The sequence below is a fragment of the Nonomuraea fastidiosa genome, assembly GCF_042751225.1.
Lineage (GTDB): Bacteria > Actinomycetota > Actinomycetes > Streptosporangiales > Streptosporangiaceae > Nonomuraea > Nonomuraea fastidiosa.
Genome location: NZ_CP170570.1, coordinates 2,444,173 through 2,456,893 on the forward strand (window position 1 = coordinate 2,444,173; position 12,721 = coordinate 2,456,893).

Consider the following 12,721-nt stretch of genomic DNA (forward strand, 5'->3'; position numbering starts at 1 on the left):
CCGTCCCCCCGCAGTCGTCGCAGGGGGCAGGCTACACGCTGCCCTTCCCCCGGTTCACCTTTGAATTCCTGTGTACGTGGCGACATAGGCTGTGTCGCATGTCGGGTGCATTGAGAGTATTGGGGGCCTGTCCGCTTGACTGCCCGGACACCTGCTCGTGGGTGGTCGGAGTGGAGGACGGCCGCGCCGTCACGTTGCGCGGCAACCCGGATCAGCCCTACACCAGGGGCGCGCTGTGCGTGAAGGTCAACCGTTACCTCGAGCAGACCCGGGCCGCCGATCGCATCCTCTATCCGCTGCGGCGTGTCGGGCCTAAGGGCTCGGGGCGGTTCGAGCGGATCACGTGGGACGAGGCGCTCGACGAGATCTCCACGCGGCTGCGCGCCATCGTGGACGAGTACGGCGGCGAGGCCATCTGGCCGTACCTCGGCACGGGCACGCTCGGCTACATCCAGGGCTGCGAGGGCGTGGCGGGCCGGCGGTTCTGGAACATGCTGGGCGCGTCCAAGCACTGGCTGAACATCTGCTCGGGGGCCGGTAACAGCGGCCTGCGCCGGACGAACGGCACCGCGGCCGGCATGGACCCCGAGGACTTCGCGCACTCGAAGCTCATCCTGCTGTGGGGCACGAACACGCTGACCAGCGGCCACCACCTGTGGAAGTTCATCCAGCAGGCGCGCGCGGACGGCGCGTACGTGGTGGCGATCGACCCGATCCGCACCAGGACGGCCGACCAGGCGGACGAGTGGCTGCCGATCAGGCCGGGCACGGACGCGGCGCTGGCGCTCGGCCTGCTCAACGTCGTGCTGGCCGAGAACGCCCAGGACGACGAGTACCTGGAGGCCCACACCGAGGGCTGGGCGGAGTTCCGCGAGGAGATCCTGGCCCACCCGGTCGAGAAGGTGGCGGAGATCACCGGCATTGCGGCCGAGGACATCCACAGGCTGGGGATGAGGCTGGCGCACACGCGCCCGACCGGGCTGCGCGCCACGCACGGGCTGCAGCGGCACAAGGGCGGCGGCACGGCGCTGCGGACGATCTCCGCCGTCCCCTCGGTGACCGGCGACTGGCGCTACCAGGGCGGCGGCATGGCCTTCTCGACCAGCGATCACGTGCACCTCAACATCGACACCCGCGAGGACCTGCTGCCAGGCCCGGTGCGCACGCTGGTGATGACGAAGCTGGCCTCGCAGCTCGACGAGTCGGTGAAGTGCCTGTGGGTGTACGCGGCCAATCCGGTGGGCTCCTCCCCCGACTCGAACGCGATCAGGCGGCGCCTCATGCGCGAGGACCTGTTCACGGTCGTCATGGAGCACTTCCCCACCGACACGGTGGACTACGCCGACATCGTGCTGCCCGCGACCATGCAGACCGAGCACCACGACCTGCACGCCGGCTACGGGCACATGTACCTGGTGTGGAACGAGCAGGCGGTGCAGCCGCCCGGCGAGTGCCTGTCGACGACGGAGACGTTCCGGCGGCTGGCGGCGCACATGGGGATGACCGAGCCGTCGCTGTACGACTCGGACTTGGAGCTGGCCGAGCAGCTACTGAACAGCGGGCATCCCTCGCTTGAGGGCATCACGCTCGACAGGCTCCGCAAGGAGGGCTGGGTGCGGATGAACTACCCCAAGCCCTTCATACCGTTCGCCGACGGCTTCCCGACGCGGTCGGGCCGCATGCGCTTTCCGAGGAAGGGCGAGGCGTACGTGCCGCCGCACACGACCGTCGCGGCGGACGGCTCGCCGTACCGGCTGCGGCTGGTGACGCCGGCCTCGCACACGTTCCTCAACACGACCTTCGGCAACAACCCGGAGCTGCGGCGGCGGGCCAAGGATCCGGTGGTGCTGGTCAACCGGGCCGACGCCGAGGCGCGGGGGCTGAAGGACGGCCAGCGGGTGCGCGTGCACAACGACGGCGGCGAGTTCCTCGCGGACGTGGAGATCAGCGACCGGGTGTCGGCCGGCGTGGTCGCCTCGACGAAGGGCCGCTGGCCCAAGCTCAGCCCCGGCGGCGCCAATCCCAACGCCGTCGTGGCCGAGCGGGACGCCGACATGGGGCGCGGCGCGGGCTTCCACGACAACCTGGTGGAGATCAGTCCAGCTTGAGCTTGTAGCCGACGTGGGAGTCGGTGAAGCCGAGCGAGGCGTAGAAGCGGTGCGCGTCCGTACGCGTCTTGTCGGAGGTGAGCTGCACCAGCGCGCAGCCGCGCGCCCTGGCCCGGTCGATCGCCCAGGTGATCATCTTGCGGCCGAGGCCCTGGCCGCGCGCCGCGGCGGCGACCCTGACCGCCTCGATCTGGCAGCGCTCCGCGCCCAGGCGGGACAGACCGGCGAGGTAGGTGAGCTGCATGGTGCCCACGACCTTGCCCTCGCGCTCGGCCACGATCAGTTCGTCGTAGGGGTTGGCGTCGATGCGCTCGAAGGCGGCGAGGTAGCGCTCGTCGCCGGGGTCGCCCTCGCGCTGCGCGCCGAGCGGGTCGTCGGCCAGCATGGCGACGATGGCGGGCACGTCGTCCCTGCGCGCGGGGCGGAAGATGAGCGACATCACGTAGTGGGACTCCATGAGCGACGGGTTGGACGGCAGGGCCATGGTCCTGCCGCTCGGGGTGAAGCCCTTGGCGGCGTACAGGGCGCGGGCGGCGTGGTTGGTGTCCACGACCCACAGGCCCATCTCCTCGGCCCCGGTGCTCCTTGCCCACTCCACGGCGGCGTCCACCAGCCGGGAGGCGACGCCCTTCCTTCTGGCCTCGGGGGCGACCCACATGGACAGCAGGTGGGCGTGCCTGCCCTCGTCTTCGAGCAGCACGCAGACCAGGCCGACGTCCTGGCCGCCGGATGTGGCCACCCAGTAGCGGCTGTCGGGGTTGGCCAGCCGCTCCGCCCACTTCTGCGGGGTGAACTCGACCTCTCTGGCGTACGAGGAGCCGAACGCGTCGGGCGTGTCCTGCAACGCGCGCAGCCGCACATCGCGCAACCGATCTTCGTCACCGGGCCCGAGGGGAACAAGCGGGATGTCCGTCATGGCGACATCATGTCAGGGACAGCTCAGGGTCCGCCCCCGATGCCTCTCGGCAGGTACGAACGGCAGCATGGCTGACATGAACGAAATAACCCGACGAGACGAGGTCTCGCTCTCGGCCGCCGCGCTGCGCGGCGCGCCATGGAAGACCGCCGCCATCACCGGCGGCGCGGTGGCCGCCGTCGGCCTGCTCTGGGACGCGGTCATCGGCGACGGCGGCGACCTGTCGTGGGCGCTGGGTCTCGGCATCGCGCTGTTCTCGCTGGTCGCCGCCATCGGCGCGGTGTCCAAGCCCGAGGAGGGCGACCGGGTCACCCGGCAGGCCAGGCACTGGTCGCTGCGGCACCCGTGGAAGTTCGCGCTCCTGCCCGCCGGCATCATGGCCGTGCTCGACTACCCCGTGCAGCTCGTGCTGGACGGCGAGGGGGTCTTCGGCGCCGGCTGGGACGCGCTGTGGAACGGCGTGCTCGTCTACCTCATCGCCGGCGTCGCGACGCTCTGCCTGCGGGGACGGGCGCGATCAGCGCACTAGACCCTCATCCGGCCGCGGAAGCGGCCCGCTCCTGCGGTGACCTGCACACACAGAACTCGTTGCCCTCGGGGTCGAGCATGGTGACCCACCCGGTGCCGTCGGGATTGCGCAGATCCTGGTAGACGGTCGCCCCCAGCCCGATCAGCCGCTCGACCTCCTGGTCACGGGTCCTGCCCTCGGTGGCGTTGACGTCGAGGTGCAGCCGGTTCTTCACCGTCTTGCCCTCGGGCACCCTGATGAACAGCAGGTAGGGGTCCTGCTTCGTGCGCAGCATCACCGCGTCGTCGCCCGGCTTGTCGCCCTCCCCCAAGGGCAGCCCGGTGACCTTGCTCCACCAGCTCGCGATCTCGTACGGGTCGGCCGCGTCAAAGGTGACGGCGTGAATCTCGATCATGGAGACAGCCCAGCACGACACCATCAAAGGCGTCAAGCCAGTGTTCGCAGCCCGATGACGCCCGCCAGAATCAGGGCGATGCAGATCAGCCGGGCCGGCGACACCTGATCGCCCATGGCGATCATGCCGAGGATGGCCGTGCCGGCCGCGCCGACGCCGGTCCACACGGCGTACGCGGTGCCCACTTCCAGGCTTTTCAGCGCGTACGACAGCAGCCCGAAGCTCAGCACGGCGGTGACGGCGAACGACAGCGTCCACCACAGGTTGCTGAAACCGTTGCTGAGTTTGAGCGACAGGGCCATGGCGACCTCGAACAGGCCGGCCAGTACCAGGACGATCCACGCCATGATGGTTGCTCCCTCGATGACGATGACTGACTCGGGTGCGTCGTCTTGGCGTACCGGGTACGGCGCGTCTCGTCCGGGAGCCTCGTCGGCTCACTCAGGGCAACGTGGCCCCGCGTGCGATCATTCCCACCAGATGGTGACCCACCGGTCCCGCGGCAGGGGCCACATGCCCAGCTCGAGGACCGTCTCGGCGACCTCCTCGGCCCGCGACGGGTCGAGGCACACCCGGCGGCAGACGCTCTGGGCCAGCTCCTCCAGGGAGTTGAAGCGTTCCAGGGGGGACTCCCGCTCCTCCACCTGGACGGGGAAGCCCATGGCGGCCGCCAGCGCCACGCAGTCCTCCGCGATGGGCCGCACCGGCCGGTCGACGCCGTGGAAATGCTGCCACAGCGGGGTCATCCAGCTCATGGGGTGGCGGTCCGGCAGCTCGATCACCACCCGCCCCTTGGTGTGCTCGTCGAGCGCGCGCAGGAAGGGCGCCAGGTCGGGGACGTTGTAGACAACGTGCGCGCAGATGGTGGCGTCGGCGACCGGCACCTGATCGGCGACGTCGGGCCAGCGCCCCTCGACCGTGGTGACCGGCACGCCCAGCTTCTCCGCCCTGGCCGTCAGCCCCTGGAGCATGGAGGCGGAGGTGTCGACGGCGTAGAGGTGGCCGATGCGCTCGTGCAGCGGCAGCGACGACGCGCCGGGCCCCGAACCCACGTCGAGCAGCGTGCCCTTGTCGGGCAGCGCCTCCGACAGCCGGGTCATGGTGGGGCCGTCGTCGGGCTCGGCCAGCGCCCGGTCCGTACGGGTGCCGAACCTCTCCGGCGAATGGCTCCACGGGTCCGCGACGGCCTTGGCCAGGATCTCATCCGGAATCGCCCAGGATTCGAGTCGCTCTCGCCAGCGCGCGGCGAGTTCTTCGGCGTCCATGGAGACGAGCATGCCATGCATGCCGTGGGTTACCCGTGGGTAGCATTGCAGAGTAAGGTTACTGACCAGTACAGCAGCCTCGGTTCAAGGAGATCGACGCCCATGGGCCACTACAAGAGCAACGTGCGTGACCTGGAGTTCAACCTCTTCGAGGTCTTCGGGAGAGGCGAGATCCTCGGCACCGGGCCCTTCGCGGAGATCGACGAGGACGTCGTACGCTCCGTGCTCGACGAGATGAACCGCCTGGCGACCGGCGTGCTCGCCGACTCCTTTGAAGAGGGCGACAGGAACCCGCCCGTGTTCGACGCGGCCACCGGCTCCGTGAAGCTCCCCGAGGGTTTCAAGAAGTCGTACAAGGCGCTGGTCGACGGCGGCTGGGCGAACCTCGACCTGCCCGCCGACCTGGGCGGACCCGGCCTGCCGCGCAGCGTCGCCTGGGCCACCGCGGAGATGGTGCTCGGCGCCAACCCGGCGCTCTACATGTACGCGGCCGGGCCGAACTTCGCGTACACGCTGTGGCGGCTCGGCACCCCCGAGCAGAAGCGCTTCGCCGAGCTGGCCATCGAGCGCAACTGGGGCGCCACGATGGTGCTGACCGAGCCCGACGCCGGCTCCGACGTGGGCGCGGGCCGTACCAAGGCGATCAGGCAGCCTGACGGCACCTGGCACATCGAGGGCGTCAAGCGCTTCATCACCAGCGCCGAGCACGACATGGCGGAGAACATCTTCCACCTCGTGCTGGCCCGCCCCGAGGGCCACGGCCCCGGCACCAAGGGCCTGTCGATGTTCCTGGTGCCGAAGTACCACGTGGACCTCGAGACCGGGAAGCTGGGCGAGCGCAACGGCGTCTACGTCACCAACGTCGAGAAGAAGATGGGCCTGAAGGTCTCCACGACCTGCGAGCTGACCTTCGGCGACAAGCACCCGGCGGTCGGCTGGCTGGTGGGCGAGGTGCACGAGGGCATCAAGCAGATGTTCATGGTCATCGAGCACGCCCGCATGATGGTCGGCACCAAGGCCATCGCCACGCTGTCCACCGGCTATCTCAACGCCCTGGAGTACGCCAAGGCCCGCGTGCAGGGCGCCGACCTGACCAAGAGCGCCGACAAGAGCGCCCCCAGGGTCACCATCACCCACCACCCCGACGTGCGGCGCGAGCTGATGCTGCAGAAGGCGTACGTGGAGGGCATGCGCGCGCTGGTGCTCTACACCGCGACCTTCCAGGACGCCCTGCTCATCGACCCGGAAGACCGGCACGCCGACGAGATGAACGACCTGCTGCTGCCGGTGGTCAAGGGCGTGGGGTCCGAGCGGTCGTACGAGCTGCTCGCCCGCTCGCTGCAGACCCTGGGCGGCTCGGGCTACCTCCAGGACTACCCGATCGAGCAGTACATCCGCGACGCCAAGATCGACACCCTGTACGAGGGCACCACCGCCATCCAGGGCCAGGACCTGTTCTTCAGGAAGATCCTGCGCAACCAGGGCTCGGCCATCGGCAAGCTGCTCGCCGAGATCAACGAGTTCGCCGCCTCCGAGGCGGGCAACGGCCGGCTGAAGGAGGAGCGCAAGCTGCTCGCCGAGGCCGCCGCCGAGGTCAAGGCCATGGGCGACACGATGGCGGGCTGGGCGCTCGCCTCGCTGGAGAAGCCCGAGGAGGTCTACAAGGTCGGCCTGAACACGACCAGGTTCCTGCTCGCGCTCGGCGACCTCATCATCGGCTGGCTGCTGCAGCGCCAGGCGGAGGTCGCGCTGGAGAAGCTGTCCGGCGGCGAGGACCCGTTCTACCTCGGCAAGGTCGCCGCGGCCTCGTTCTTCGCCAAGACCGTGCTGCCCCGCCTGGCCGCCGAGCGCCGCAGCCTCGACTCCACCGGCCAGGAGCTGATGGAGCTGCCCGAGGCCGCCTTCTGACCCCCTTCATCCCCGTCTCCTGGCTGTGTCCTGCGCGGGCGCAGCCAGGAGCGGTGGCACTCGTCGCCCGGCTGAGCGCGGGCAGGGCCGGGCGCTCTCTGTCACCTCTGGCGTGATATCGACGGGTGCGCTGTGCCTTACCCGGGTATGACCGTGGCGGTACGCGTCTTTTCCCTGGAGGTCGTCATGGGTGTCGGGGTAAGCATCTTCTTCCTCACGCTTGGCGCCATCCTGAGGTTCGCGATCGAGCCCGACGTCTTCGGCCAGAGCGTGCACATGGACGTCATCGGCCTCATTTTCATGATCGTCGGCGGCGCCGGGATCGTGCTGAGCATCGTGCTGGCCCCTCGCCGGGGCAGCACGTCCGAAGGCCGGCTGATGCACCGCGAGAACCACCCGCCGGAGGTCTGAGACCCCCGGAGGCCGCTCAGAGGCTGAGCTGGACGGCGGCGCGCGAGGCCACGATCGGCTTGATGTGCCCGGCGATGATCGCCTGGTGCTCGGGGTGGTCGCGGTAGACGAGGTAGTCGTCGGTGCTGTCGAAGTCCGCCACTATCGCGAAGTCGTAGTTGCCCTGGTTGATGCCGGCGTCCCGGCCGTACGTGTACGACTTGATCTCCGGGATCAGGCCCGGCAGCGTCTTCAGAGCCTCGGGCACCGCGGCCTTCTGCTCGTCGGTCGCGTCGTCGCTCCAGGTGAACAGCACGATGTGGCGAATCATGAAAGCCACTGTATCTGGAGGGGCCTCAGGCGACTCTGAGGTCGGTGGGTGCGGGTGTCCCCGCCGTACGGCGGTCGCCGGGAGAGGGGTCCTCCCGGCGGCCGTCGTACCGGTGTCAGCTCCAGGCGAGCATCCTGATGGGGTCCTCCAGCATCGCGCCCACGTCGCGCAGGAACAGCGAGCCCAGCTCACCGTCCACGATGCGGTGGTCGAACGACAGCGACAGCGTCGCCACCTTGCGCACCGCCAGCGCGCCGTCCACCACCCACGGCATGTCCCTGACCTGGCCGAAGGCGAGGATCGCGGCCTCGCCGGGGTTGATGATCGGGGTGCCGCCGTCGACGCCGAAGACGCCGACGTTCGTGATCGTGAACGTGCCGCCCGCCATCTCCGCGGGCTGCGTGCGGCCCGCCCTGGCCGTCTCCGTCAGCTCCGCGAGCCGCGCGGCCAGCTCGGGCAGCGACAGCTCGTGCGCGTCCTTGACGTTCGGCACCACCAGGCCGCGCGGGGTGGCGGCGGCGATCCCCAGGTTCACGTAGTGCTTGACCACGATCTCCTGGGCGTCCTCGTCCCACGATGAGTTGATCATCGGGTGCCTGCCGATCGCCGTCAGCACCGCCCTGGCCACCAGCAGCAGCGGCGACACCTTGACCTGCGCGAACTCCGGCAGCTCGCGCAGGCGGCGCACGGCGTCCATGGTGGCCGTCATGTCCACCTGGAGGAACTCGGTGGCGTGCGGGGCGGTGAAGGCGCTGGTCACCATGGCCTGGGCGGTCATCTTGCGCACGCCCTTGATCGGGATGCGTTCCTCGCGCTCCTGGGGGGCCCTCACCGCCGCGACCGGCTGCTGCCGCTGCTGCGCCCGTGCCGCCGCGGCCTGGACGTCCTCGCGGGTGATCGTGCCCTGGGGGCCCGTGCCCGTCACCGTGGCGAGATCGACGCCGAGGTCCTTGGCGAGCTTGCGTACGGGGGGCTTGGCCAGCGGCCGCGCCTGACCGGGAGCCGCAGCGGGACCTGCGGCGGGAGCGGGCGCAGGGGCGGGTGCGGGGGCGGGCGGCCTGGTCGCGGTGGGCGGCGGCGGGCTGGAGAGCGGGGCGTCCAGGCCCACGCGGTCCGGGTTGGCCAGCGGGTTCGTGGGCCGGCCCGGCGCGGCCTGCTTGCGCGGGCGGCGCTTGGTCGCGCCGGTCTTCACGCCGTAGCCGACCAGGACCGCCTGGCGCTCCTCCTTGGGTGCGGGGCTGCCGTGCACGCCCGGCTCCACCGCGCCCTCGGCGGGCGGCTGCGGCACCATGTCGTCGGCAGGCGCCTCGGGAGCCGCCGCGGGTGCCCCGTCCTCGCCCGCGGTGTCCACCGCGATGATCGGGACGCCCACGTCGACCGTCTCGCCCTCGCCCGCCATGAGCCCGGCCACCACGCCGTCCCAGGGGATCGGCAGCTCGACGATGGACTTCGCCGTCTCGATCTCCACCACGATCTGGTTGACCTTGACCTCGTCGCCGGGCTTGACGTGCCAGCGGACGATCTCCGCCTCCGTCAGGCCCTCGCCGACGTCGGGCAGCTTGAACTCGCGTCGCATCGCAACCCCCTCAGTACCCGAAGGTCCGGTCGACGGCGTCGAGCACGCGGTCCAGGTCGGGCAGGTAGTGCTCCTCCAGCTTCGAGGGCGGATAGGGGGTCGAGAAGCCGCCGACGCGCAGCACGGGCGACTCCAGGTGGTAGAAGCACTGCTCGGTGATCCTGGCGGCCAGCTCGGCGCCGAAGCCGCTGTTGACGGGCGCCTCGTGCACGACCACGACCCGGCCGGTACGCCGCGCCGACTCCATGACGACCGGCTCGTCCAGCGGGTTGAGCGAGCGCAGGTCGATGACCTCCAGCGAGCGCCCGTCGTCCTCGGCCGCAGCGGCGGCCTCCAGGCAGGTCTTCACCATGGGGCCGTAGGCCAGCAGCGTCGCGTCGGAGCCGGGGCGTACGACCCTGGCGGCGTGCAGCGGCGGCCACCAGTCGGTGGAGGAGGTGTCGATCTCGGCCTTCTCCCAGTAGCGCCGCTTGGGCTCGAAGAAGATCACCGGGTCGTCGCTGCGGATGGCCTGCTGGATCATCGTGTACGCGTCGGCGGGGTTGGAGCAGGCCACCACGCGCAGCCCTGCGGTGTGCGTGAAGTACGCCTCGGGCGACTCGCTGTGGTGCTCGACCGCGCCGATGCCGCCGCCGCAGGGGATGCGGACGACGACGGGCAGCTTGATCGCGCCGAGCGAGCGCATCGGCATCTTGGCGAGCTGGGTGATGATCTGGTCGGCGGCGGGGAAGACGAACCCGTCGAACTGGATCTCGCACACCGGCCGGTAGCCGCGCAGCGCCAGGCCGATCGCGGTGCCGATGATGCCGGACTCGGCGAGCGGGGTGTCGATGACACGGTCTTCGCCGAAGTCCTTCTGCAGCCCGTCGGTGACCCGGAACACGCCGCCCAGCTTGCCGACGTCCTCGCCCATGATGAGGACCTTGGGATCGTCCTCCATGGCCTTGCGCATGCCCTCGTTGAGCGCCTTGGACAGGCTGAGTACGGTCACGACGCCTCCTTCGCCCAGAACCGGCCGCCCAGTTCGCCTCGCTCAGTCACGGAACCCCTCCAAGTACGCGGCGAACTGGGCGCGCTCCTGGTCGATCAGGGCGTGGGGCTCGCTGTAGACGTGGTCGAAGATGGCCAGCGGCTCGGGGTCGGGCATGGCCAGGCACCGCCTGCGCAGGTCGGCGCCGAGCTGGTCGGCCTCGGCCTCGACCGAGTCGAAGAACGCCTGGTCGGCCTGCTCGGTCTTGAACAGGTACGACTTGACCCGCTCGATCGGGTCCTTGAGCTTCCACGCCTCCAGCTCGCTGGCGACCCGGTAGCGGGTGGGGTCGTCGGTGGTGGTGTGGGCGCCCATCCGGTAGGTGAACGCCTCGATCAGCGTCGGACCCTGGCCGGTACGCGCCGCCTCCAGCGCCTTGCGCGTCACGGCGAGGCAGGCGAAGACGTCGTTGCCGTCCACCCGGACGCCGGGGAAGCCGAAGCCGGATGCCCGCCGGTAGAGGGGGATGCGGGTCTGCTTCTCCAGCGGCTCGGAGATGGCCCACTGGTTGTTCTGGCAGAAGAAGACGATCGGCGCGTTGAACACGCTCGCCCAGATGAACGACTCGTTGACGTCGCCCTGGGAGGTGGCGCCGTCGCCGAAGTAGACCATGGTGGCGGCGCTGGCGTCGTCGCGCTGGATGCCCATGGCGTAGCCGACCGCGTGGAGGGTCTGGCTGCCGATGACGATCGTGTAGAGGTGGAAGTTGTGCTCCTTGGGGTCCCACCCGCCGTGGTTGACCCCTCTGAACAGGCCGAGCAGCTTCACCGGGTCGACGCCGCGGCACCAGGCCACGCCGTGCTCACGGTAGGTGGGGAAGGCCATGTCGGAGTCGGTCAGCGCGCGCCCCGAACCGATCTGCGCGGCCTCCTGGCCGAGCAGCGAGGCCCAGATGCCGAGCTCGCCCTGGCGTTGCAGGGCGACGGCCTCCAGGTCGATGCGCCGGACCAGCACCAGGTCGCGGTAGAGCGACCGGACCTCCTCGGAGGTCAGATCGATGTCGTAGTCGGGATGCTCGACCCGCTCTCCCTCGGGGGTGAGCAACTGGACGAGCTCAGGAGGTGCGTCAGCACCACGAGAGGCGTCTTGTGTCACGTGCCACTCCTGTGGTCGGGGCCGGTCCGGGGTGGGGTTGCCACCTTAGGCCAGCCTTCGTAGCGCCGAACCGGGAGGTGGAGGTTCGTACGCTTTTGGGGCCATCGTGGCAGACATCACAGCCCTGCGCGCAAGCCCCTTGTCCTCCCCGTTCCCGTTGTGTCGGCAGGCACACGCGCCGGTAGGCTGTGCTTCCCATCCACCCACCGCTCCCAGGAGGAACGCAGTGGCCCGCGTCATCGTGGACGTCATGCTGAAGCCCGAGATCCTCGATCCGCAGGGCCAGGCGATCGCCAGGGCGCTGCCCAGGCTCGGCTTCTCCGGCGTCTCCGCCGTCCGCCAGGGCAAGCGCTTCGAGCTGGAGATCGAAGGCCCGGCCGACGAGGCGGCGCTCGCCGAAGTGCGCAAGATGGCTGAGACGTTGCTCGCCAACACCGTGATCGAGGACTACGTCGTCCGGGTTGAGGGGTAGAAGGCACATTTGGGGGCTGGATTTCCCCTGGGGTGGTTAAAGCCGGGTTCGGGCGTGCCACAATCCCACGGGCTTGCCAACAGTAAATAACAACAACGTGATTTTGCGGTTAGCCCCGTTTTCTCAGGGAAACCTACTCCAGGTGACATTCCGGAGCCCGGAGGAGTCCGGTGGATATTGAGTTCTCGTTGGCACTGCCTCGGGATGCGATCGGCATACCGATGGTCAGGCGAGTGCTAGGCGACGCCATGCGTTCACTCAACGTGAGCGAGACGTGCATCGCCGACATGCTGCTCGCCGTCTCCGAGGCGTGCTCCAACGCGGTCCGGCACGGAGGGCCGGCCAACCGCTACGAGGTGACGGCGGCGATCGGTGCCGGCCACTGCGACGTACGCGTGGCCGACAACGGTGACGGGGTGCCGACGATGCCTCCGCACTTCCCTCCTCCCGACACCGAGAACGGCCGCGGCCTGCTGATCATGCGTTCGGTCGTCGATGAGATCTCGTTCGGCGTCACGCCGGGCCGTGGCACCACGGTCCACCTGCGCAAGAACCTCTCCTGGGACGACGACGACGCCGAGGCGCGTCCCCGGGAGCTCGCCGCCGTGTGACCCGCTCCACCTGCGCGTACGTCCCGCGTCCGAGCCGATGCCGACCACCGGAGCGCACCCGATAACCTGGTGATACCGCCGAACCGCCCCGATGGG

General features: G+C 69.8%; 14 protein-coding genes, 1 pseudogene and 1 riboswitch. Of the genes and pseudogenes, 6 read left to right on the forward strand and 9 right to left on the reverse strand.

The annotated features are described in order from the left end of the window. Window positions 1–98: 98 nt before the first annotated feature. The gene (locus ACFMQL_RS11015) at window positions 99–2,108 is read left to right on the forward strand and encodes a molybdopterin-dependent oxidoreductase (RefSeq protein WP_364063296.1); all 2,010 of its coding nucleotides are present in this window, start codon (window positions 99–101) and stop codon (window positions 2,106–2,108) included. On the opposite strand, the gene ACFMQL_RS11020 is transcribed toward ACFMQL_RS11015, so the two are convergent. Together ACFMQL_RS11020 and ACFMQL_RS11025 are read right to left on the reverse strand one after the other, a co-directional pair. Then, complete coding sequence (locus ACFMQL_RS11020) at window positions 2,095–2,547, reverse strand: GNAT family N-acetyltransferase (RefSeq protein WP_364064726.1); 453 nt, start codon at window positions 2,545–2,547, stop codon at window positions 2,095–2,097. The two genes, ACFMQL_RS11015 and ACFMQL_RS11020, sit on opposite strands and share 14 nt — an antisense overlap. 60 nt (window positions 2,548–2,607) lie before the next feature. Continuing rightward, window positions 2,608–3,024 (reverse strand): annotated as a pseudogene (locus tag ACFMQL_RS11025) (GNAT family N-acetyltransferase); the annotation flags it as partial. A 76-nt stretch (window positions 3,025–3,100) separates the two neighbouring features. Here ACFMQL_RS11025 and ACFMQL_RS11030 point away from each other — a divergent pair. Then, the gene (locus ACFMQL_RS11030) at window positions 3,101–3,553 is read left to right on the forward strand and encodes a hypothetical protein (protein ID WP_378785514.1); all 453 of its coding nucleotides are present in this window, start codon (window positions 3,101–3,103) and stop codon (window positions 3,551–3,553) included. 4 nt (window positions 3,554–3,557) lie between these two features. Here the strand turns inward: ACFMQL_RS11030 and ACFMQL_RS11035 are convergent, their stop codons facing one another. The 3 genes from ACFMQL_RS11035 to ACFMQL_RS11045 form a co-directional block, all read right to left on the reverse strand. After that, entirely contained in the window at window positions 3,558–3,947 is a 390-nt protein-coding gene (locus ACFMQL_RS11035) for a VOC family protein (protein ID WP_364063302.1), read from the reverse strand. A 32-nt stretch (window positions 3,948–3,979) separates the two neighbouring features. Beyond that, complete coding sequence (locus ACFMQL_RS11040) at window positions 3,980–4,294, reverse strand: multidrug efflux SMR transporter (protein WP_364063305.1); 315 nt, start codon at window positions 4,292–4,294, stop codon at window positions 3,980–3,982. A gap of 34 nt (window positions 4,295–4,328) precedes the next feature. Beyond that, window positions 4,329–4,391, reverse strand: a riboswitch (guanidine-III (ykkC-III) riboswitch). A gap of 23 nt (window positions 4,392–4,414) precedes the next feature. Continuing rightward, complete coding sequence (locus tag ACFMQL_RS11045; protein ID WP_364063308.1) at window positions 4,415–5,212, reverse strand: methyltransferase domain-containing protein; 798 nt, start codon at window positions 5,210–5,212, stop codon at window positions 4,415–4,417. Between the two features lie 102 nt (window positions 5,213–5,314). On the opposite strand from ACFMQL_RS11045, the gene ACFMQL_RS11050 reads away from it, so the two are divergent. Together ACFMQL_RS11050 and ACFMQL_RS11055 are read left to right on the forward strand one after the other, a co-directional pair. Continuing rightward, on the forward strand, window positions 5,315–7,120 hold the full coding sequence (locus ACFMQL_RS11050) for an acyl-CoA dehydrogenase (protein ID WP_364063311.1): 1,806 nt from the start codon (window positions 5,315–5,317) through the stop codon (window positions 7,118–7,120). A 147-nt stretch (window positions 7,121–7,267) separates the two neighbouring features. Then, a complete protein-coding gene (locus ACFMQL_RS11055) occupies window positions 7,268–7,531 on the forward strand; it encodes a hypothetical protein (protein ID WP_364063314.1) in 264 nt (87 codons plus the stop codon). Window positions 7,532–7,547: 16 nt separating this feature from the next. Here the strand turns inward: ACFMQL_RS11055 and ACFMQL_RS11060 are convergent, their stop codons facing one another. The 4 genes from ACFMQL_RS11060 to pdhA all read right to left on the reverse strand — a co-directional run bounded on the left by ACFMQL_RS11060 (window position 7,548) and on the right by pdhA (window position 11,542). After that, complete coding sequence (locus ACFMQL_RS11060) at window positions 7,548–7,841, reverse strand: Dabb family protein (protein ID WP_378785518.1); 294 nt, start codon at window positions 7,839–7,841, stop codon at window positions 7,548–7,550. 115 nt (window positions 7,842–7,956) lie between these two features. Next, window positions 7,957–9,417, reverse strand: coding sequence for a dihydrolipoamide acetyltransferase family protein (locus tag ACFMQL_RS11065; RefSeq protein ID WP_364063320.1), 1,461 nt, complete (start codon window positions 9,415–9,417; stop codon window positions 7,957–7,959). Window positions 9,418–9,427: 10 nt separating this feature from the next. Beyond that, entirely contained in the window at window positions 9,428–10,408 is a 981-nt protein-coding gene (locus tag ACFMQL_RS11070; RefSeq protein WP_364063323.1) for an alpha-ketoacid dehydrogenase subunit beta, read from the reverse strand. Between the two features lie 42 nt (window positions 10,409–10,450). Next, entirely contained in the window at window positions 10,451–11,542 is a 1,092-nt protein-coding gene (pdhA, locus tag ACFMQL_RS11075; RefSeq protein ID WP_364063326.1) for a pyruvate dehydrogenase (acetyl-transferring) E1 component subunit alpha, read from the reverse strand. A 226-nt stretch (window positions 11,543–11,768) separates the two neighbouring features. Between pdhA and purS the strand changes: the two genes are divergently transcribed. Both purS and ACFMQL_RS11085 read left to right on the forward strand, forming a co-directional pair. Continuing rightward, on the forward strand, window positions 11,769–12,014 hold the full coding sequence (gene purS / locus ACFMQL_RS11080) for a phosphoribosylformylglycinamidine synthase subunit PurS (protein WP_364063329.1): 246 nt from the start codon (window positions 11,769–11,771) through the stop codon (window positions 12,012–12,014). Window positions 12,015–12,235: 221 nt separating this feature from the next. Beyond that, the gene (locus ACFMQL_RS11085) at window positions 12,236–12,625 is read left to right on the forward strand and encodes an ATP-binding protein (protein ID WP_364063332.1); all 390 of its coding nucleotides are present in this window, start codon (window positions 12,236–12,238) and stop codon (window positions 12,623–12,625) included. Window positions 12,626–12,721: the final 96 nt, after the last annotated feature.

Excerpts from the sequence above, each read along its gene's own strand:
- ACFMQL_RS11015 (WP_364063296.1), top strand. The coding sequence starts at position 99 with ATGTCGGGTGCATTGAGAGTATTGGGGGCCTGTCCGCTTGACTGCCCG.
- ACFMQL_RS11020 (WP_364064726.1), bottom strand. The coding sequence starts at position 2,547 with ATGTCGCTCATCTTCCGCCCCGCGCGCAGGGACGACGTGCCCGCCATC.
- ACFMQL_RS11030 (WP_378785514.1), top strand. The coding sequence starts at position 3,101 with ATGAACGAAATAACCCGACGAGACGAGGTCTCGCTCTCGGCCGCCGCG.
- ACFMQL_RS11035 (WP_364063302.1), bottom strand. The coding sequence starts at position 3,947 with ATGATCGAGATTCACGCCGTCACCTTTGACGCGGCCGACCCGTACGAG.
- ACFMQL_RS11040 (WP_364063305.1), bottom strand. The coding sequence starts at position 4,294 with ATGGCGTGGATCGTCCTGGTACTGGCCGGCCTGTTCGAGGTCGCCATG.
- ACFMQL_RS11045 (WP_364063308.1), bottom strand. The coding sequence starts at position 5,212 with ATGGACGCCGAAGAACTCGCCGCGCGCTGGCGAGAGCGACTCGAATCC.
- ACFMQL_RS11050 (WP_364063311.1), top strand. The coding sequence starts at position 5,315 with ATGGGCCACTACAAGAGCAACGTGCGTGACCTGGAGTTCAACCTCTTC.
- ACFMQL_RS11055 (WP_364063314.1), top strand. The coding sequence starts at position 7,268 with ATGACCGTGGCGGTACGCGTCTTTTCCCTGGAGGTCGTCATGGGTGTC.
- ACFMQL_RS11060 (WP_378785518.1), bottom strand. The coding sequence starts at position 7,841 with ATGATTCGCCACATCGTGCTGTTCACCTGGAGCGACGACGCGACCGAC.
- ACFMQL_RS11065 (WP_364063320.1), bottom strand. The coding sequence starts at position 9,417 with ATGCGACGCGAGTTCAAGCTGCCCGACGTCGGCGAGGGCCTGACGGAG.
- ACFMQL_RS11085 (WP_364063332.1), top strand. The coding sequence starts at position 12,236 with ATGGTCAGGCGAGTGCTAGGCGACGCCATGCGTTCACTCAACGTGAGC.